Source organism: Amycolatopsis azurea DSM 43854, assembly GCF_001995215.1.
Classification (GTDB): Bacteria; Actinomycetota; Actinomycetes; order Mycobacteriales; family Pseudonocardiaceae; genus Amycolatopsis; species Amycolatopsis azurea.
Genome location: NZ_MUXN01000001.1, coordinates 334526 through 353691, shown reverse-complemented (window position 1 = coordinate 353691; position 19166 = coordinate 334526). Strand labels below are relative to the sequence as shown.

General features: G+C 69.5%; 17 protein-coding genes and 1 pseudogene. 5 read left to right on the top strand and 13 right to left on the bottom strand.

What is annotated here, in order from left to right; all coding sequences use genetic code 11:
• Positions 1-18: 18 nt before the first annotated feature.
• The gene (locus B0293_RS01695) at positions 19-492 is read right to left on the bottom strand and encodes a MarR family winged helix-turn-helix transcriptional regulator (protein ID WP_039917567.1); all 474 of its coding nucleotides are present in this window, start codon (positions 490-492) and stop codon (positions 19-21) included.
• A gap of 89 nt (positions 493-581) precedes the next feature.
• Here B0293_RS01695 and moaA point away from each other — a divergent pair, with 89 nt between their 5' ends.
• The 4 genes from moaA to B0293_RS01675 all read left to right on the top strand — a co-directional run bounded on the left by moaA (position 582) and on the right by B0293_RS01675 (position 3983).
• On the top strand, positions 582-1646 hold the full coding sequence (gene moaA, locus B0293_RS01690; protein WP_052014422.1) for a GTP 3',8-cyclase MoaA: 1065 nt from the start codon (positions 582-584) through the stop codon (positions 1644-1646).
• A 1-nt stretch (position 1647) separates the two neighbouring features.
• On the top strand, positions 1648-1902 hold the full coding sequence (locus tag B0293_RS01685) for a MoaD/ThiS family protein (RefSeq protein WP_005156148.1): 255 nt from the start codon (positions 1648-1650) through the stop codon (positions 1900-1902).
• A gap of 100 nt (positions 1903-2002) precedes the next feature.
• Positions 2003-2890 carry a phosphatidylinositol-specific phospholipase C/glycerophosphodiester phosphodiesterase family protein gene (locus B0293_RS01680; RefSeq protein WP_005156149.1) on the top strand — a complete coding sequence of 296 codons (888 nt, stop codon included), beginning with the start codon at positions 2003-2005 and terminating at the stop codon, positions 2888-2890.
• 454 nt (positions 2891-3344) lie between these two features.
• Complete coding sequence (locus tag B0293_RS01675; RefSeq protein WP_005156151.1) at positions 3345-3983, top strand: transglycosylase family protein; 639 nt, start codon at positions 3345-3347, stop codon at positions 3981-3983.
• A 328-nt stretch (positions 3984-4311) separates the two neighbouring features.
• Here the strand turns inward: B0293_RS01675 and B0293_RS44615 are convergent.
• The 5 genes and pseudogenes from B0293_RS44615 to B0293_RS01645 form a co-directional block, all read right to left on the bottom strand.
• Positions 4312-5228: pseudogene (locus B0293_RS44615) on the bottom strand (molybdenum cofactor biosynthesis protein MoaE).
• Positions 5225-5695, bottom strand: a complete 471-nt coding sequence (gene moaC / locus B0293_RS01660; RefSeq protein WP_039917570.1) for a cyclic pyranopterin monophosphate synthase MoaC — start codon at positions 5693-5695, stop codon at positions 5225-5227. The pseudogene B0293_RS44615 and the gene moaC overlap by 4 nt, the downstream one beginning before the upstream one ends.
• A gap of 17 nt (positions 5696-5712) precedes the next feature.
• Positions 5713-7260 (bottom strand): alpha/beta hydrolase, encoded by a 1548-nt coding sequence (locus B0293_RS01655; RefSeq protein WP_039917572.1) that lies wholly within the window; start codon positions 7258-7260, stop codon positions 5713-5715.
• A 174-nt stretch (positions 7261-7434) separates the two neighbouring features.
• Positions 7435-8835, bottom strand: coding sequence for an NAD-dependent malic enzyme (locus B0293_RS01650; protein WP_005156169.1), 1401 nt, complete (start codon positions 8833-8835; stop codon positions 7435-7437).
• 262 nt (positions 8836-9097) lie between these two features.
• Positions 9098-9280, bottom strand: coding sequence for a hypothetical protein (locus tag B0293_RS01645; protein WP_005156172.1), 183 nt, complete (start codon positions 9278-9280; stop codon positions 9098-9100).
• A gap of 93 nt (positions 9281-9373) precedes the next feature.
• On the opposite strand from B0293_RS01645, the gene B0293_RS01640 reads away from it, so the two are divergent.
• Complete coding sequence (locus B0293_RS01640) at positions 9374-11617, top strand: helicase-associated domain-containing protein (protein ID WP_005156175.1); 2244 nt, start codon at positions 9374-9376, stop codon at positions 11615-11617.
• Between the two features lie 34 nt (positions 11618-11651).
• Here B0293_RS01640 and B0293_RS01635 read toward each other — a convergent pair whose 3' ends face one another.
• The 7 genes from B0293_RS01635 to B0293_RS01600 form a co-directional block, all read right to left on the bottom strand.
• Positions 11652-11984: a hypothetical protein gene (locus B0293_RS01635; protein WP_005156178.1), complete on the bottom strand. Its 333-nt coding sequence runs from the start codon at positions 11982-11984 to the stop codon at positions 11652-11654.
• A 522-nt stretch (positions 11985-12506) separates the two neighbouring features.
• A complete protein-coding gene (locus B0293_RS01625) occupies positions 12507-13106 on the bottom strand; it encodes a DUF742 domain-containing protein (RefSeq protein WP_005156187.1) in 600 nt (199 codons plus the stop codon).
• A 6-nt stretch (positions 13107-13112) separates the two neighbouring features.
• Positions 13113-13532 carry a roadblock/LC7 domain-containing protein gene (locus tag B0293_RS01620; protein WP_005156190.1) on the bottom strand — a complete coding sequence of 140 codons (420 nt, stop codon included), beginning with the start codon at positions 13530-13532 and terminating at the stop codon, positions 13113-13115.
• 440 nt (positions 13533-13972) lie between these two features.
• Positions 13973-14581 (bottom strand): GTP-binding protein, encoded by a 609-nt coding sequence (locus tag B0293_RS01615; protein ID WP_007033392.1) that lies wholly within the window; start codon positions 14579-14581, stop codon positions 13973-13975.
• Entirely contained in the window at positions 14562-15347 is a 786-nt protein-coding gene (locus B0293_RS01610) for a DUF742 domain-containing protein (RefSeq protein WP_005156194.1), read from the bottom strand. Before B0293_RS01610 ends, B0293_RS01615 begins: the two co-directional genes overlap by 20 nt.
• 25 nt (positions 15348-15372) lie before the next feature.
• On the bottom strand, positions 15373-15831 hold the full coding sequence (locus B0293_RS01605; RefSeq protein WP_085939650.1) for a roadblock/LC7 domain-containing protein: 459 nt from the start codon (positions 15829-15831) through the stop codon (positions 15373-15375).
• Positions 15832-15851: 20 nt separating this feature from the next.
• A complete protein-coding gene (locus B0293_RS01600; protein WP_039917599.1) occupies positions 15852-18968 on the bottom strand; it encodes a sensor histidine kinase in 3117 nt (1038 codons plus the stop codon).
• Positions 18969-19166: the final 198 nt, after the last annotated feature.

Here is a 19166-nt window from a genome sequence, read left to right as displayed (position 1 = left end):
TCCGCAGATGCGGAAAAGCTATGTGCGGGAGGAATTGCCGGGGAGTTCGTCGCGGAGGCCATCGAGCAACGCGCTCTGGAAACGTTCGAGCACTTTCCGTTCCCCGGGAGAGAACTCCTCAAGGACCGTCTTCATGTTCGTGTACGCGGATTCGAAGAGCGGCGCGTGGCGGTCCATGGCACCGGGAACGACCTCTATCAGGACTTTCCGGCGGTCGGCGGTGTCGCGGACACGGCGGGCGAGAGCCGCCTTCTCCAGCCTGTCCATGACGCCGGTCACAGCCCCGGTCGACAGCCCGGTCAGTTCCGCGATCCTGCCCGCTGTCAACGGTCCCGGCGCCTGACCGACGAGTTCGAGCACCTTGTGATCGGTGGCCGACAGCCCCATCCGCTCGGCGATCCTGGCGTGCCGGAGCACGGTCAAGGTGCTGGTTTCCCTGCCGAGGTGGGCGAACCGGGCCAATTCCTCCGCCGAAAGCGGATATTTCGCCATCCGGAAAACCCTTCGGGAAGAAACCGATTCGCTGCGAAAGCGATTCTAGACAGTCGGCTTTCGCCCGCTTCGGGGTTAGTCTGGTGACAATGACAGCAGTCGATCTCGGGTTTCCCCGTGTCCCCGGTACACGCGGCCGCCCCAGCGTGCCCAGGCCGGACAACCCCGCTCTGATCGACACCTTCGGCCGCGTGGCGACCGACCTCCGGGTGTCGCTCACCGACAAGTGCAATCTGCGCTGTACCTACTGCATGCCCGCCGAAGGGCTGGAGTGGATGCCGAGCGCGGACGTGCTGACCGACGACGAACTCGTGCTCCTGCTGCGGATCGCCGTCGAACGGCTCGGGATCACCGACATCCGGCTCACCGGCGGCGAGCCGCTGCTGCGCCAGGGCCTGGAGAAGATCGTCGAACGGATCGCGGCGCTCGAACCGCGGCCGCGGCTTTCCATGACCACCAACGGGATCGGGCTCGCGAAGCGCGCGAAGTCGCTCGCCGACGCCGGGCTGGACCGGATCAACGTCTCGCTGGACACCGTCGACCGCGCGCTGTTCGAGACGATCACGCGCCGCGACAGGCTGTCGCACGTGCTGGCCGGCATGGCCGCCGCGCGTGAGGCCGGGCTGGACCCGGTGAAGGTCAACGCGGTGCTGATGCGCGGGCTGAACGAGGACCAGGCCGTGCCGCTGCTGAAGTTCTGCCTCGCCGAGGGCTACCACCTGCGGTTCATCGAACAGATGCCGCTGGACGCGCAGCACGGCTGGAACCGGCGCGACATGATCACCGCCGAGGAGATCCTCGGCATGCTCGGCGAGGAGTTCTCGCTGTCGCCGTTCCCCGCCGCGCGGGGCGGGGCACCCGCCGAACGCTGGCTGGTCGACGGCGGCCCCGGCGACGTCGGCGTGATCGCGTCGGTGACGCGGCCGTTCTGCGGCGCCTGCGAGCGGACGAGGCTGACCGCGGACGGCGCGGTGCGCTCGTGCCTGTTCAGCAACGACGAGACCGACCTCCGCGCCCTCGTGCGCGCGGGCGCGCGCGAAGAAGAGGTGGCGGACGCCTGGCGGGCGACCATGTGGGGCAAGCTCGCCGGGCACGAGATCAACGAGGCCGGCTTCGCGCAGCCGATCCGGCCCATGAGCGCGATCGGCGGCTGACATGGTGACCATCGTGGTGCGGTACTTCGCGTCGGCCCGCGCGGCCGTGGGCTTCGACGAGGAGAAGGTGACCCTGCCGGACGGCGCCCGCGTCGCCGACGCCGTCGCCCACCTTCGCGAACTCCACCCGGAGAAGCTGGCGAAGCTGCTCGACGCGGTCTCCTATCTCTTGGACGGCGTCGCGGTGCGGGATCTCACGCGGCCGCTGACCGACGCGGCCGAACTGGACGTCCTGCCCCCGTTCGCGGGCGGCTGACCTGCGCTGACCTGCGCGAATCGCGAAAGTGATAGCAAAGGTCCCTTGCTCGCCGTTTCGAGTTCACCGTCCGGACGCCGAAGCCGCCGAGGATGCGCCAGTGATCACTCCCCGCCGTATCCTCGCCGCGCTGCTCGCCGCGGTCGCCGCCACGAGCCTGGCGACCGCCCCGGCCTCCGCCCACGAACGTGGCGTCCGGCCGTTGCCGCAGGCGCACAGCCACAACGACTACGAGCACACGCGTCCGCTCCAGGACGCGCTCGACCAGGGCTTCACCAGTGTCGAGGCCGACATCTACCTGGTGGACGGGCAGTTGCTGGTGGCGCACGACCTCGCCGACACCCGCCCCGACCGCACCCTGGAGTCGCTCTACCTGGAGCCGCTGCGCAAGCGCGTCCTCGCCAACCACGGCGGCGTCTACCGGCAGAAAGCCCGCTCCGAGGCACGCTTTCCCGCCGAGGAGCCATCAACGCAGTTCCAGCTGCTGATCGACGTCAAGGGGGACGCGAACAGCACCTACGCGGCCCTGGAGAAGCGGCTGTACAACCCTCGCTACTCCTTCCTCTTCTCTCTGTACGCGTTCGGACACGTCCAGAAGCGGGCCGTCACCGCGGTGATCTCCGGCGGGCGCCCCAAGGACGTGATGCTCGGGCAGAAGTTCCGGCTCGCCTTCTACGACGGCCGCGTCAAGGACGAGAACGACCTCGGCATCGGCTCGGACCCCAAGGTGACCCCGCCGGTCTCCGACTCCTGGAGCGAGCTGTTCACCTGGACCGGCGCCGGTGAATTCCCGGCGGCCGAGCGCGCGAAGCTGCGCGAAATCGTCGAACGGGCGCACAAGGCGGGTCAGCGGGTCCGTTTCTGGGCGACGCCGGATGCGCCTGGACCTGCACGGGAGGCGCTTTGGAAGGTACTGGCCGCCGCCGGAGTCGACCACCTGAATACGGATGACCTGTCAGGGCTGGCGAACTTCTTGAGGGCTCGCTAAAGTGCGCGGCCCATTCGCGCGCGAAGGCGCACGAATGGGCCAGTCAGCCCTTAATCCACGTGATGCAAGCCTCACGATCCGTGAATTATCTCGGCCAGGAAACGGTCCGGTAACGGCCCGCTGACCTGCATAAACAGTCGAATCGTTATGGGTTGCGTGCTGTTACTGTGATGTAGGTCACAGCTCGAATAATTTCCGCTCGGGCCGTTCGTTACGTACCGTCGCTTTTCGGTTGGCCCCGACCGACCACGCAACACCGGGAACCCGTAGCGCCTAGCCCTGTCCAACGGATTCCCGGACCCAACCCCGAGCGAAAGCATTTCCGGACAGGGACGAGGGGACCGAGCCGACGCGGCGTGCGTCAGGCGAAGTCAGCCGGCCTGAGACGGCCGGCCAGACCCCTGGGTCTTCCCTCAGCACAGACTCGTAGGCGCAGGGAGCGAGATTTACTCACATGTCGTACCGAGGCAAGCACCGCAAGATGTCCGCCGCTACCCGCCACATCGCTCGCGTCGCCATCGCGGGCGTCGCGGTCGGCGCTCCCCTCGCAATCGCCGCGACCCCCGCGTCGGCGACCAACTGGGACGCCATCGCGCAGTGCGAGAGCAGCGGAAACTGGAGCACCAACACCGGTAACGGCTACTACGGTGGTCTGCAGTTCTCGCAGAGCACCTGGCGCGCCTACGGTGGCACCGGCAGCGCGCACGGCGCTTCGCGTGAGCAGCAGATCGCCGTCGCCGAGCGGGTCCTCCAGGGCCAGGGCATCGGCGCGTGGCCGAACTGTGGCAAGAAGGGCGGCTCCGCCAGCCCCGCCAAGGCCAAGTCGAGCGCCCCGAAGGCCACCAAGAAGGTGACCCCGAAGAAGTCGACCGCCCCGGTCCAGAAGCAGCAGGCTCCGGTCCAGGCGCCGGCCGCCAATGTCGCCAACTCCAACCCGGCCGGTGACTACACCGTCGTGGCGGGCGACACGCTGTCCAAGATCGCTTCCAAGTTCAACGTCCAGGGTGGCTTCCAGAAGCTGCAGGACCTGAACAAGGAATTCGTGCCGAACGCCGACTTCATCGTCGTCGGTCAGAAGCTCGCCACCAAGTGAGCTCTTGAGCACCAGTGAGCCGTGATGCCCGCGGGATTCCCCGCGTGGCCACGTCACGGCTGACAAGGCCCCACCGCGCCATTCCCCCGGCGGTGGGGCTTTGTCGTGTGCGCGTGTCGTCCATCCAGTCACACGTGTCGTCCGTCGGATCACACGCGTCGTCCGGCCGGCCACGCGTAGCGGCCCAGCTCGGTACAGGTGGTCGGACCCCCTCGCGCCCCCTTGCCCGGCGCGCTCTGGTGAGTCGGCGGTGTTGCGAAAGCCACTTCCGCAACCTTGAAGGTTGCGAAAGTGGCTTTCGCAACGTCCGAAGCGGTCCGCAGGCTCGCTACGGCGAGTTGACCCACTCGTCGCTGCCGTCGGTGAAGTGCTGGTGCTTCCACACCGGCAGCCGCGCCTTGACCTCGTCGACCAGCTCCGAGCAGGCGGCGAACGCCTGGCCTCGATGCTCGGCGGCCACGGCGCACGCCAGCGCGACGTCCCCGATGGCCAGCGCGCCCAGCCGGTGGCTCACCGCGACCGCACGCACCCCGGTCCACTTCCCTGAGAGGTCCGCGACGACCTCCGCGAGCACCTCCGAAGCGCTGGGGTGGCCTTCGTAGGCGAGCCGTTCCACCGATCGCCCGCCGTCGTGGTCCCGCACGACCCCGCCGAAGGTGACGACGGCGCCCGCGGCCGCGTCGTCCACCAGCCGGGCGTGCTCCTCGACCGAAAGCGGCTCGTCGACCACCGCGGTCCGTGCGACCCGAACGCTCACTGCTGTGCCTCCCGTGGGTGGTCGCCGCCCGCCAGCTGGTCGACGGCGTGGTCGAGGATCCCGTCCAGTACGCCCAGGCCGTCCTTCACGCCGCCGCGCGAGCCGGGCAGGTTCACCACCAGGGTCCGTCCGGCGACACCGGCGACCCCGCGCGAGAGCACGGCCGTGGGCACCTTGGGCAGTCCGGCGGCCCGGATCGCGTCCGCGACGCCGGGGAGTTCGTAGTCGAGGACGGCGCGCGTGACGTCCGGGGTGCGGTCCGTCGGCGAGATGCCGGTGCCGCCGGTGGTCACGATCACCTGGACTCGGGCCGCGACGGCGGCCCGCAGGGCCTCGCCGACCGGTTCCCCGTCCTCGACGACCACGGGCTCAGGCACGTCCCAGCCCCGTTCGGTCAGCCAGGCCGTGATGACCGGACCGGTCGTGTCCTCGTAGACGCCCTTCGCGGCGCGATTCGACGCCACGATCACCCTCGCGACCCGGTTCACGGCCGCTCCCAGGTCCCGGTCTTGCCGCCGTCCTTGCGGATGAGGCGGACGTCGTCGAGGGTCGCCGCCGGATCGACGGCCTTGATCATGTCGTGCAGGGTCAGCCCGGCGACGGCGACGGCGGTCAGCGCCTCCATCTCGACGCCGGTGCGGTCGTTCGTCTTCGCCGTCGCGGTGATGTGGACGGCGGTCTCGTCGAGGGCGAACTCGACCTTCACCCCGGACAACGCGATCTGGTGGCAGAGCGGGATCAGCTCGGGCACCTTCTTCGCGCCCATGATGCCCGCGATCCGGGCGGTCGCGAGGGCATCGCCCTTGGGTAGCCCGTCCGTCGCCAGCAGGCCGAGCACCTCGGCCGTGGTGTGCACGGTGCCGCCCGCCAGCGCGGTGCGGGCGGTGGGCGTCTTGCCGGAAACGTCGACCATACGGGCGGCGCCCGTATGGTCGACGTGGCTGAGTTCACTCACGCCCAGCAGGCTAGTCCTCAGAAGACTCGCTGCTTCGAGCGAACCTCGTCGAGCGCCTTCTCGCGTTCCTGGCGCTGCTCCGGCGACATCGAGCCGAAGTACCCGCCGTTGTCCGCGGCGCAGGCCGTGTCGTGCGCGGGACGCTTGCCGTCCACGAGGAACCGGTTGACGGCGTTGTTGCCGCAAGCGTTCTCCGAGCCCAGCCAGACCCCGTGCCCGCCGTCGTCGACCGACACCATCCGCGCCCGGTCGCCGAGCGCGCGCCGCATCTCCTTGGCCCCGCCGAGCGGCGTCGCCGGGTCACGCAGGTTCTGCACCATCAGGATGTTCGACGGACCCCGGTCGCCGATCCGCACCTGCGGCTCGATCGGCTCGGACGGCCAGTAGGCGCACGCCCAGATGTTCGCCGCGGCCGCGCCGAACATCGGGTACTTCACCCGGTCCTTCTCGACAGTGCGCTGGTAGGTCTCGACCTTCTCAGGCCAGTTCACGTCGTTGCACACCACGTGCAGCTGCGCGGCGAGGATCTGCGCCACGTCGATCTGCCGGGTCTGCGCTGTCTGCTTCATGACGCCTTCGCCGTCGAGCGCCTGCCACTGCTGCGCCAGCACCGGGAAGGAACTGGTCGAGTACAGCGCGCCGAACGTGCCCGCCCGGAAGGCCGCGCCGTCCACACCCGGAACGACGCCGGTGTCGAGTTTGTCGGCGAGTTCGTAGAACTTCGCCGTCACCTGCTGCGGAGTCCGGCCCAGGCCGTAGCTCGCGTGCCGCGCCGCGGCCCACTTCGCGAAGTCCGGGAACCGGTCCTGGAAGCCCTCCGCCAGCCGTCGCGATCCTGTCGGGTCGAGGCCGCCCGGCCCGACCACGCTGTCGAGCACGACGCGATCGGTGTTCTGCGGGAACAGCGTCGAGTACACGGCGCCGAGGTAGCTGCCGTACGAGACGCCGTAGTACGAGAGCTTCTTCTCACCGAGGGCTTCGCGGATGCGGTCCATGTCGCGGGCCGTGTTGGCCGAGGTGATGTACGGCAGGTTCGCGGCGGTCTTCGATTCACCGCACTGCTTCGCGACGACCGCCACGGTCTTCGCCCGTTCCGCCACCGCCGCGGCGTCCCGTGCGTATGGCGGGACGTTGCTGGCCGCCTGCGCGGGCGTGAGGTCGCAGGTGACCGGCGTGCTGCGGGCGATCCCGCGCGGATCGAACCCGATGACGTCGTACGCGTCGAGCACGCTCGCCGGCATGCCCGCGGCCCGCAGTTCGGCGGGCATGGACAGTCCCGGGCCGCCGGGTCCGCCCGGGTTCGTCAGCATGATGCCGCGCCGCTTCGCGGGCTTGGTGCTCGCGAGCTTCGAAACGGCGATGTCGATGGTCTTCCCGCCCGGGTTCCGGTAGTCGAGCGGGACCTTCAAGGTGGTGCACGTCAGCCCTGGCGCGGCCGCGTCCTCCGGACACGGCCCCCACTTCACCGGTGAAGCCGCAGCGGACGCCGTTGCCGGTACGAGTACCGCCAAAGTGGCCGCCGCGGCCGTGAGTGTCCCGATCCTGCTCAGGACAGAGCGATTCATCCCCAACCCCCGTCATGATCGACTTCTTGGTCGAAATCGAGCCTAGGAGCGGGGCGTGTGCGGAGTCGTCACCCTGAGGTCGGCCCGCGGATCGGCCTCAGTGATGACGGATGCCGCCGAATGGAGCAAGGGACCTTTGCTATCGCGCCCCGACGCCCCTTCGGCGGGTTTTCGTCAGCGCTCGGCAGATTTCACAGCCTTGGCGGCCTTCTTGACGGCCTCGGCGACCGCCGGGGCGACAGCGTTGTCGAAGACGCTCGGCACGATGAACGAGGCGTTCAGCTTGCCGTTGTCCACGACGTCCGCGATGGCGTCGGCCGCCGCGAGCAGCATCGAGTCGTCGATGTGGTGCGCCTGCGCGTCGAGCAGGCCGCGGAAGACGCCGGGGAACGCGAGCACGTTGTTGATCTGGTTCGGGAAGTCGCTGCGGCCGGTGGCGACCACGGCGGCGTGCTTGCCCGCTTCGAGGGGGTCGATCTCCGGGTCCGGGTTGGCCAGCGCGAACACGACGGCGTCGGACTTCATGGTCGCGACCTGCTCGGCCCCGAACAGGTTCGGCGCGGAGACGCCGATGAACACGTCGGCGCCGACGAGCGCCTCGTGCAGCGTGCCCGCCTGCTGCTCCTTGTTGGTGTGCTCGGCGATCCAGGTCAGGTTGTCGTCGAGGTTGCCGCGCGCGGAGTGCACGATGCCGTCGATGTCGGCGGCCACGATGTCGCCCGGGTTCTTGCGCAGCAGCAGGCGGATGATCGCCGAACCCGCCGCGCCGACGCCGCTGACGACGATCTTGCAGTCTTCGATGTTCTTCCCGACCACGCGCAGGGCGTTGCGCAGCGCGGCGACGACGACGATCGCGGTGCCGTGCTGGTCGTCGTGGAACACCGGGATGTCGAGCTGCTCACGCAGGCGCTTCTCGATCTCGAAGCAGCGCGGCGCGGCGATGTCCTCGAGGTTGATGCCCGCGTAGACCGGCGCGAGCGCCTTCGCGATCATGATGATCTCTTCGGTGTCCTGGGTGTCCAGGCAGACCGGCCACGCGTCGACGTCGGCGAACTTCTTGAACAGCGCCGCCTTGCCCTCCATCACCGGGAGCGCGGCGGCCGGGCCGATGTTGCCCAGCCCGAGGACCGCGGAACCGTCGGTAAGCACCGCGACGGTGTTGCGCTTGATGGTCAGGCGGCGCGCGTCCTCGGGGTTCGCGGCGATCGCCTGGCAGACGCGGGCGACACCCGGCGTGTACGCGCGGGAGAGGTCGTCACGGTTACGGAGCGCGACCTTGGGGCTGACCTCGATCTTGCCGCCGAGGTGGATCAGGAACGTCCGGTCGGAGACCTTGCGGACGCGGACGCCCGGCATCGAGTCCAGCGTCTGCGTGATGTCCTGCGCGTGGTTCTCCGACAGGGCGTTGGCGCTGATGTCGACGACGATCGAGTCGGGGTGCGACTCGACGACGTCGAACGCGGTCAGCACGCCGCCGACCCGGCCGACGGCGGTGGTCAGGTCACCCGCCGCGGTGGACGACGCGGGGGCCTCCACCCGGACGGTGATCGAATATCCGGGACCGGGAACCGGCATGGCACTACCCCCGCTGAGGAACGCTCGAATAGGTCGATCGAAAACCTACTCCCGTGACGACCGCCACGAACCCTCGCAGGGGGTAACTGGCGAGTAACTCGCGCGCTGACGGAAAGCCGCCGAAGGGGCAGCCCGAACCAGCCTCACCAGCCCGAAGAGGGCGCCCCTTCATCGGATTTCCGTGGGCCTTCGGCCCGAAAGAGGCGCGCGAGAGGGCCTGTTCGGGCGCTGAGCGCCCTCGGCAGGCCAGGCCAGTAGCTTTCTACCGGTTGATCTCGGTCTCGGGGTGCACGTAGGGCACCGCCTCGAGCGGGAAGGTCACGTCGCCGAACGGGGACAGTGCGCCCTGCCGATCCGATGCGAGCTCGGTGACGGGGTGCTCCCCGTCCTCACCTGGCCACGTCGGGTCGATCCCCGCGCGCTTCTTGTTCTCGCCCTTCGCCACAACGTCCTCCCGAGCATGGTCAAGCCGTTCTCAAGGGACAGTCTGCCCGAACGTGACTGCCGGACCTGCACCCGCCCGGTATCCTGGTCCTCTATGCCCGCGCCCTCCCTGGCGGACTGGCTGCGCCAGGAGTCCGACGACGCCCTCGCCGCACTGCTGCGCACGCGTCGCGACCTGTCCACGCCACCCCCGTCCGACACCATCGTGCTCGCCACCCGGGCCGGCACGCCGGGTTCCGTCGCGCGCGCCTGCGAAGACCTCGACACCTTCACCCTCGCCGTGCTCGACGCGCTGCTGCTCGCCGGAGCGGACACCGGCCCGGTCACCGCCGCCGAGGTCGCGCGGCTCACCGGCACCGAGATCGGCGAGGCGCTGGCCCTGCTGCGCACGCGCGCGCTGGTCTGGGGTGAGGACGACGCGCTGCGCGTCCCGCCGTCGGCCCGTGACGCGCTCGGCCCCTTCCCCGCCGGGCTGGGATCGTCGTCGCCCTCGCTCGCCGGAACGGACATCGAGGCCGCGCTCGCGGAGGTCGGCGAGGACGAGCGAGCCCTGCTGACGACGCTGGCCGCCGGACCGCCGATCGGCCGCACCCGCGACGCGTCGGCCGAGGTCCCGCTGGAGCGGGCGCAGAATCCGGTCCAGCGACTGCTCGCCCGGGGACTGCTGCTGCGCCGGGACGATCAGACCGTCGAGCTGCCGCGCGAGATCGGGATCGCCCTGCGCGGCGGGTCGGTGTTCGACCCGGCGTCGCTGCGCGAACCGGAACTCCCCGTTCATCCGCATCAGCGGTCCACAGTGGACTCGACGGCGGCGGGCGAGGCGATGGAGTTCTTGCGCCAGACCGAAACCATGCTTCGCTCGTGGTCGGAGACACCGCCGCCGGTGCTGAAGTCCGGTGGGCTCGGAGTCCGCGAGCTGAAGAAGCTCGCCAAGGATCTCGACGTCGACGAGACGCGGGTGACCCTGCTGGCGGAGATCGCCGTCGGCGCCGGGCTGGTGGCCGACAGCGAGGCGACCTCGCCGGAATGGGTGCCGACGACGCTCACGGATTCATGGCTCGCGTCGCCGACCGCGCAGCGCTGGATGACGGTCGCGCAGGCCTGGCTCGAACTGCCCCGGCTGCCCGGCCTCGCCGGCGGGCGGGACGCGAAGGACAAGCCGATCGCGCCGCTTTCGGAGGATCTGCGCCGCCCGCTGGCGCCCACGTCGCGGCGGCGGATCCTGCTCGCCCTGGCCGCGCTGCCCGAAGGCGCCGGGGTGAAGAGCACCGAAGAGCTGGTCGCCGCGCTCGCCTGGCGCGCGCCGCGAAGGGGCGGGCGGCTGCGGGACGAGACCGTGCGCTGGACGATGGCCGAAGGGGCCGCGCTCGGCCTGCTCGGGCTCGGCGGGCTGACCACGGCGACGCGGGCGCTGCTGGCCGAGGACCGGCCCGGCGCTGTCGAGGCGATCCTGGACGCGCTGCCGCGTCCGGTGGACCACGTCCTGGTCCAGGCCGACCTGACCGTGGTCGCGCCGGGACCGCTGGAAGCCGACCTCGCGGCCGAGATGACCGCCGTGGCCGACATCGAATCGGCCGGGCACGCGACCGTCTACCGGATCACCGAGACCTCCGTGCGGCGCGCGCTCGACACCGGGCGGACCGCGGGTGAACTGCACCAGCTGTTCGCGGCGAAGTCGGCGACGCCGGTACCCCAGTCGCTGAGCTACCTGATCGACGACGTCGCCCGACGGCACGGGCGGCTGCGCGGCGGGGCCGCCGAGTCGTTCCTGCGCTGTGACGACGCGTCGCTGCTCGCGGAGGTCATGGGCAGCCCTGTCGCGACCGAGTACGGCTTGCGCATGATCGCGCCGACGGTGCTCATCAGCGCGTACCCGCTCGCCGAAGTCCTCGACGCCCTTCGCGCCGCCGGGTTCGCTCCGGCCGCCGAAGGACCCGACGGACGCGTCATGGACATCAGGCCGTCTGGACGTCGCCTGCCCGCGAAGGCGCGTGCCGCGCGTCGGGCCCCTGGCGAGCCTGCCGGTCTGACGGACGACCAGGTCGGCAAGATCGTCGCGCACGTCCGGGCCGGTGACGCCGCTTCGGCTCGTCGCCGCGGCGAGACGGTGCGCGCGCCACAGGGAGGCGGCGCCGGGGACACGTCCGCGACGCTGGCGTTGCTGTCCCAGGCGACCATGGAACGCCGCGAGGTGTGGATCGGGTTCGTCGACTCACGCGGGACGGCGAGCCAGCGGGTGGTGCGGCCGAGGCGGGTCGGCGGCGGGGTCCTCGAAGGGACCGACAACGAGCGGTACCCGCTGCACCGGATCACCTCGGCCGCCCTCGTCGAAGACTGACCTCCGCACGCATTTCGTCCTCTGGATGTGGGAGCTAGACGAGTTGTTCGGTACGGAGGTCCTTCAGCACCATCGACATGGCTTCGCCGTGTGTCGGCCAGTCCGGCGTCCCGATCCCGGCCGAGTGCAAAGCGGACCGAACGGCGGCATGAGCTTTCGCGATGGCGTGTGAGAGATCGTCGCCGGACACGTCGGCCTCGATCTCCATGACCGCTCGCCCCGCATCCGCGGAGACCGCGCTGTCCACGAAACCGTCGAGGCAGCGTTCTTGTTCGAGCAGCGCTCGCATCACCTTGTCGCCATAGCCGAAGAGATCACCATCGCCGTCGGCGATGAACACCCAGTGCGCGTGGACCGTCACACCCATCAGGAACCCCCCTCGATCTCGTAGCAAGGTTGACGCAGCAGCCAGGACACCGCGTTCTTTCCGTAGTTGGCACCGCTCGGAGTCAGGTGGATCCAGCGCTGGTGCTGCCCGCAAGGACAGCGGACGGTGTAGTAGGTCGGCGGGTCCAGGATCCTCCATCCTGCCCGATGGAAGTGCTCCAGAACAGCTTCCAGATCCTTCCTAGGACGCTTTCTCCAGTACCCCACCGGCTACTCCTCGACCAGGTTAACGCAGATCAGGACGACCGGCGTCCCCCTGAGATCCCGTTCACGGACGACCGTGGTTCTATCGAGAAAGCGACCCAGTCTGCTACCGAAAGTGCCGGCAAGCCACCTCAAAGTAGTCACCTTGAGGACGACTTGCACCGGAGCAACTGCTTGACGTCCCCAATGCCACATTGGAGACGCTGAGCGTCTCCAATGTGGCATTGGGGACACCGCACGAAAGCACGAGAGCGCGAGAGCGGCCGAAAGCGCATTTAGAGGACGAAACGCGCGAAACCTAAAGGGCCCGGAGGCCTTGAAGCACCCGCTCCATGAAGGCGCGCGAGGAGGAGTCGCCCATGATCAGCTCCGTCTGGTGGATCAGCACCAGGTTCGCGTCCGCCATGTCGCCGACGAGCACCTTCACGACGCCCAGCGGCAGCCGCAGGTGCGCGGCGATCTCCGCGATCGACCGGGTGTCCAGGCAGAGGTCGCAGATCTGCCGGTGCTCGGGAGTCCGCACGCCGCGGTACCGGCGGCCGTCCTCGCTGGTCGACACCAGCGCCTCCAGCGCCAGGTCGTGCGCGGTACGGGTGCGGCCGCCGGTGCGCGTGTAGGGCCGGACCCGGGAGCCCGAAGACGGCAGGTAGACCGAAGCGGGCGCGGCGGCGCTTTCCGTCCTGGAGGGCGGCGGCGACTGGCGGATCGGCGAAGGCATCGACGCGGGCAGCGGAGGCGTCGGGACCGGCTCCGGTGGCTTGGCCGCGCGGCGCGGCATGACCGTGCTGATCGAGCTCAGCTCGAACCGGCTCGGCGAATCGAAAGCCTCACGCTCGGTGCCCTGGTAGAGGGAGTCCCAGCCGGCGGGGTCCGGTTCGGTGAATCCGGTGATCTTCATCGGCGGCTACCCACGTACGCCGCCCTGCAGCTGCGCCCGCAGCTCGGGGGTGATCTGCTGCCCGACCCGCTCGACGAGCAGGGTCATCTCGTAGGCCACGGTGCCGATGTCACAGGTCGGCGCGGCCAGGACGGCGAGTGACGAGCCGTCGGCGACCGACATGAGGAAGAGGTACCCGCGCTCCATCTCGACGACGGTCTGGTTGACTCCGCCCGCGTCGAAGCAGCGCGCCGCACCGGCGGTGAGGCTGATCAGACCGGAGGCGACCGCGGACAGCTGTTCGGCGCGCTCCTGCGGCAGCCCGTCCGACGGCGCGAGGAGAAGCCCGTCCGCGGAGACCAGCACGGCGTGCGCCGCACCGGGAACCCGGCGCGCGAAATCCGTGATGAGCCAGCCGAACGAGCTCTGCTGCCCGGATGCCGTCACAAGTCCCTCCTCGCTGCGTCAAGACCACCTGGGCGGCGTGGTCCGGGCGTCTCCCGGTGACCAGCACAGACCAGCACCGATCCGGTACGGCCGAGCCCGAAGACGCCTCCACCCAGCGTATTCGTCCCGCCGATCGTGTCGAGCCCGCCACCCTGCCGCTCGCGTTAACCGAATGTGAACGTCCAGCCGCTCACCGCGTCGACACATGGCGAACCACGCATTCGTGGGTCACCCCGTGGTGGCCCGCTGCGACCAGGTGTGAATCGGTGTCCACGCAGGTCACCGACGTTTCGTCCACCCGATCGGGGGCTGCTGACACCGGATCGTGCGAAAGGGATCGCCCCGCGTTCAATCCGGCAGGTGGCACCACTCCCCGAAGCGGGTGAAGCCTGCCGAGTTCACTCCAACGGCCGCATCCGCTCCGGGCTTTCGTCTGTGTTCTACCCCGCGCGCAACGCCGAATCGTGTGCGATGGCGTGCTGCACGACCGAGATCAACACCTGCTTGGCGGACTCACGTTCCCGGGCGTCACACGCCATGATCGGCACGGACGGCGAGATCGTCAGCGCGTGCCGGACGTCCTCGATCTGGTGGTGCAGCAGCCGGTCGAAGCAGTTGATCGCCACGACGTACGGCAGCTTCCGGTTCTCGAAGAAGTCGATCGACGGGAACGCGTCGGCGAGCCGCCGCGTGTCGACCAGCACGACGGCACCGATGGCGCCGACCGCGAGGTCGTCCCACATGAACCAGAACCGGTGCTGGCCCGGCGTACCGAACACGTACAGCACCAGGTCCGAGTCCAGCGAAATCCGGCCGAAGTCCATGGCCACGGTCGTCGTCGACTTGTTCGGGGTGGCCGAATTGTCGTCGACGCCGGTACTGGCCTCGGTCATCATGGCCTCGGTGGTCAGCGGATCGATCTCCGATACCGCCCCGACCAACGTGGTCTTCCCCGAGCCGAATCCGCCAGCGACCACGATCTTGGCCGACGAAGTCGGTCCGGTCACCTGCGGCGCATTCGCGTCGGAGTCAAATTCTCCGAAGCCCACTGAGCACCCTCTCCATGAACTCGATACTGGGCCGGTCACCCACGTTCTGGCTGGCAGTGTGCACCAGGACCAGGCCGAGGCCGGCCACGTCTCCGATCAGCACCCGGACCACGCCGAGCGGCAGGCGCAGCAGCGCCGCGACTTCGGCGACGGACCGGGTGTCCAGGCAAAGGTCGCAGATCGACCGGTGTTCGGGGACGCGTACCCGGTCGAGTACCCGTCCCTGTTCGCTGGTCGAGATCAACGCCTCGATGGCAAGGTCGTACGTCGGCTTGGTCCGGCCCCGCGTGCGGAAGTACGGCCGGACCAGTCCGGAGGATTCGACGTCGGTGGTGTACTGCTCGTCGACGAACTCGTTCTGCGCCTGCTGCGGCAGTGCCGCGGCGAGCGGGTCGGCGGCGGCCGCGGCCGCCCTCCGTTCCTCTTCCTTGTCGAAGGAGAACCGGGCGAACTCGCCCGAGTCGTAGAGCGGACCACTGCCACCACCGAACAGTTCCGCCCCGGGGCCGCCGAGGAGGCGTTCCCGGTAGTCCGAGACGCTGAAATCGGCGGGTCCCTGTCCCGCGTTCGAATCGGTCAGCCAGCGGGAGGCTTCGTCCGGGTTCACGGGGTCGTTGTCCGACCCTTGTGCCCGGCGCGATCGCCATTCGCGGTCGACCCGGTCCCGGAAGGACGTCCAGTCCTCCCGGCCGTCGTCACGTTCCGACCACCCGCCGTTGAAGTCGTCACCGAGCCGGCCATCGCCCCTCAAGCGCCCGTCGTCCACGGCATTCTCCTCGGTTCCCGGTCGCTCAGCGGCGGACCGACGCGCCCTGCAGCTGCGCGCGCATCTCCGGTGTCAGCTGTTGCCCCACCCGTTCCACCAGCAAGGTCATCTCGTAGACGACCAGGCCGATGTCACTCTCCGGCGATCCGAGGACCGCCAGGCAGGAACCGTCGGACACCGACATCAGGAAGAGGAAGCCATTGGCCATCTCGACCACCGTCTGCGCGACCGTGCCGCCTTCGAACACCTTGGCCGCACCGCGCGCGAGGCTGGTGAGCCCCGACGCGACCGCGGCCAGCTGATCCGCCCTGTCCTTGGGGAGCCCCTTCGAGGAGGCCAGCAGCAAACCGTCCGCCGACACCACCACGGCATGCGCCGCGCCCGGGACCCGGTGCACGAAATCCGTGATCAGCCAGGCAAAGCTGCTCGTGTGTCCTTTACCCTGCGCCTGGCCGCCAGGCTGCGCCGGACCACCCGGCTGCATCGCACCCGCCCGTGTCACTGTCACTCCTTACTGCTGTCATCGGCAGGGGAACCCGCACCCCTGCCAGTCACCGGAACGCCGTTGTCATCCAGCGCATCGAGCGGGCGTTCCTTCAACGCGTGCCGTCCCGACTTGTAGCCCTGTTGGAAGCTTGCCATCCGACTACGGGCCGCCGTCGCCGAGCGGGCGATCGCGCCCGTTCCCGGCATTCCGGAGGTCTTGTCGGCAAACGAGTCTTCCTTCTTCGGCTCGTTCCCGCCGATCGAACCGGGGACGAGGTACTGGTTCGGCACCCGTTTGGGCAGGCCCGCCGGGGTGATCTCGTCGTTCCGATCTTCGTACAGGACCTGTGCCGCTTGCCAGCCGTCGTCCGACGCGCTGCGCCAGCCATTGTCCTGGAGCACCGTCTCCGGCGGAACACTCTGCGGCGTCCGAGTGGGCAAGGCCTCTTCGGGTGCGTCCTCGACGGCCGAATCAGCCTCTTCGGCGCCGTTGCGGGTCTGCTCGGGGACGTCGGACTCGACCTCGACCGGCTCGGTGTAGGTGGTCGGGGTGTCGGCCCCGGCCTCGTCGCCTTCGCTGAACCAGCGGGAGAGCACCGACTGGTAGATCGGCAGCCGCCGGGTGGGCACGTCGTCCTCGAGCGCCGACTTGCCGGTGTCCTCGGGCTCCTCAGGCTGCCTCTGCGGCTCGGGGGTCACCGGGACGTACTTCGGCTCCCGCTTCGGCAGCACGAGCGGCGCGAACTGGGTGTCCGTACCGCTGGAGGCGCCGTCGCCGTTCGACGGCGGGAAGTCGTCCGCCGTCGGCCACGCCGGGGTCTCCTCGGCGGGGGCCGCGGGGCTGAGGAACGGCCCCGCCGCGTTCTTGCCCGCCACCAGGTCGTCGAGACTGATCGGCTGGTCGAGCGGGACGAGCCCGCCCTGCTGCGCGACCGGCTGCGGCGCCGGCGGCTTCGACGGCGGCGGCGGGGTCATCTCCAGGCCGCGGTCGGAGGCGGGGACGCTGGGCAGCGAGCTCGACATCTCGGAGACCGACGGCATCGACGGCATCGAGGTTTCCGAACGGTTCGGCGGGGGCGGGGTGTTCCGCGCGCCGGGCCGCATCTGCGTGAGCAGTTCGGCGGGCACGACGACCCGCGCGATCACGCCGCCCTCGATGTCCTCGTTCTCCCGGAGCCGGACCTCGATGCCGTGGCGGCGCGCCAGGCGCGCGACCACGTACAGGCCCATTCGCCGGGTCACCGAGACGTCCAGGTCCGGCGGGTCGGCCAGCCGCTGGTTGACCTCGGCGAGCCGCTCGTCGGTCATGCCGACACCGTGGTCGGTGACCTGGATGGCGAGCGCCTTCTTGCGGGTGATCACCGCGCGGACGGTCACCTTCGTCTCCGGCTCGGAGAAGTAGGTGGCGTTGTCGAGCAGTTCCGCGAGCACGTGCACGAGGTCGTGGATCGTCAGGCCCTGGACGGCGACCTCGGGGACGATCCCGATCTCGATCCGGGCGTACTGCTCGATCTCCGAGACCGCGGCGCCGATGACGTCGGCGGCGGGCACCGGCTTGGGCACCGACTTCGCGAGACCGGCGCCCGAGAGCACCAAGAGGCTTTCACCGTTGCGGCGCAGCCGCGTGGCGAGGTGGTCGAGTTCGAACAGGCTGGCCAAGTGGTCCGGGTCCTGCTCGTCGGCTTCCAGCCGGTCGATGACGCCGAGCTGGCGTTCCACCAGCCGCTGCGACCGGCGGGACAGGTTCACGAAGATGCCGTTGACGTTCTCGCGCAGGAGGGCCTGTTCGGCGGCCATCTTGACGGCCTGTTCGTGGACGACGTCGAACGAGCGCGCCACTTCACCGATCTCGTCACGCGAAGTGACGGGCACCGGCTCGACCGACCGCTTCGAGGCGTTGACCGGGTCCGGGTCGTCCAGGATCGCTTGCACGGTTTCCGGCAGCCGTGTGTAGGCGACGTCGAGCGCCGTCTTCCGCAGCACCCGCAGCGGGCGCAGCATCAGGCGGGCGATGACGAGCATCAGGAACAGCGCCGCGAGCAGGGCGAGCAGCACGATCGCGCCGCCGATCCAGGCGGAGTTGATCGCCTGGGTGGCCAGTTCGTCGGCCTGGGCCCGCAGCTGGCCGAGCAGGTTGGTCTCGACCGCGCGCAGCTTGTCCAGCGCGACCCGGCTGTCGTTGCCGAGCGCGACGTTGTCGATCGACGGCGTCTGGTTCTGCTGGTACAGCGAGAACGCCATCGTGGTGATCCGGCGGCGGTCGTCGACCTCGGGACCGGAGAAGGTGTCCGAGTAGAGCTGACGCTGCTCGGGGCTGGCGTTCGCGAGGAAGGCCGCCGTCGAGGCGTCGCCGCTCGCGACCGCCGAGCGGGCCTGGTCGAACAGGTCGCCGGGGAACGAGGAGCGGAAGGAGGCGATCAGCAGCGCCGCGTCACCGCGGGCGATGAACTCCTTGCTCTCACTGATGGCCTGCACGGTGACGCCGAGCCGGAGCACGTCGCGGTTCGCCACCGCGGTGGTCACCTCGCGGCCGAGCTGGACCAGCGAGTCGAGGATGCCGGAGTAGGCGATCAGGACCGGGGTGTCGCTCAGCAGCGACGTGTTCATCGCGCCGCGCAGCGGGCGCAGGCCGTCGAGCCGCTGCAGACCGCGCGCGTAGCGATCCCGCGTGTCCTGGTCGTCCGGGTTGATCTGGTTCGCCGAAGCCCGCAGGTCGTCGATGGCGCGGTCGACCTTGGCGATCTGCGCGTCGAGACCGTTCTGGCGCGACGTGTCGTTCGAAGCCTTCAAGGCGACGGCGAGCGCGCGTTCGCTCTGCAGCTCGTGGACCACGAGTGTGATCTTGTCGGCGAAGGCGACCTGATCGGCCGTGTCCTGGAACCGGGCGGCCTCACCGCTGTCGTCGATCACGCGCAGCGTGCCGAGCGCGAGCGCGGTCAGCGTTGGAATGATCAGGACGGCCGCGAGCTTGGATCGCAGTCGCCAGTTACGCAGGCCCAGGAACGACCCGGCCTTCCCGCCAGGACCGTCTCCGGTTTCCCGCGCAGGGGCCCCTCCCACCCCCGCGGTGTCTTCGTTCGGCACCGCCGCACCACCATCATCTTCATCCGGGCCGGGAAAGCCCATTTTGGACATGCCGTTCTCGTACTGGCCGTACTGCTGCTGTCTGGGCCGGTTGTCGGAGACCACTACCCGCACTCTCCTGCCGTCGGGCAGGCGGACGCGGGACGCGAGTGCTCACTCCGCGGAATGAGTAAGTCGTCTTTGACGCGGTCTCTCAAGTGCACTTGGCCGAATTCCCGCCTTGCGTCATTGGTCTGTTCGGCCTAACCC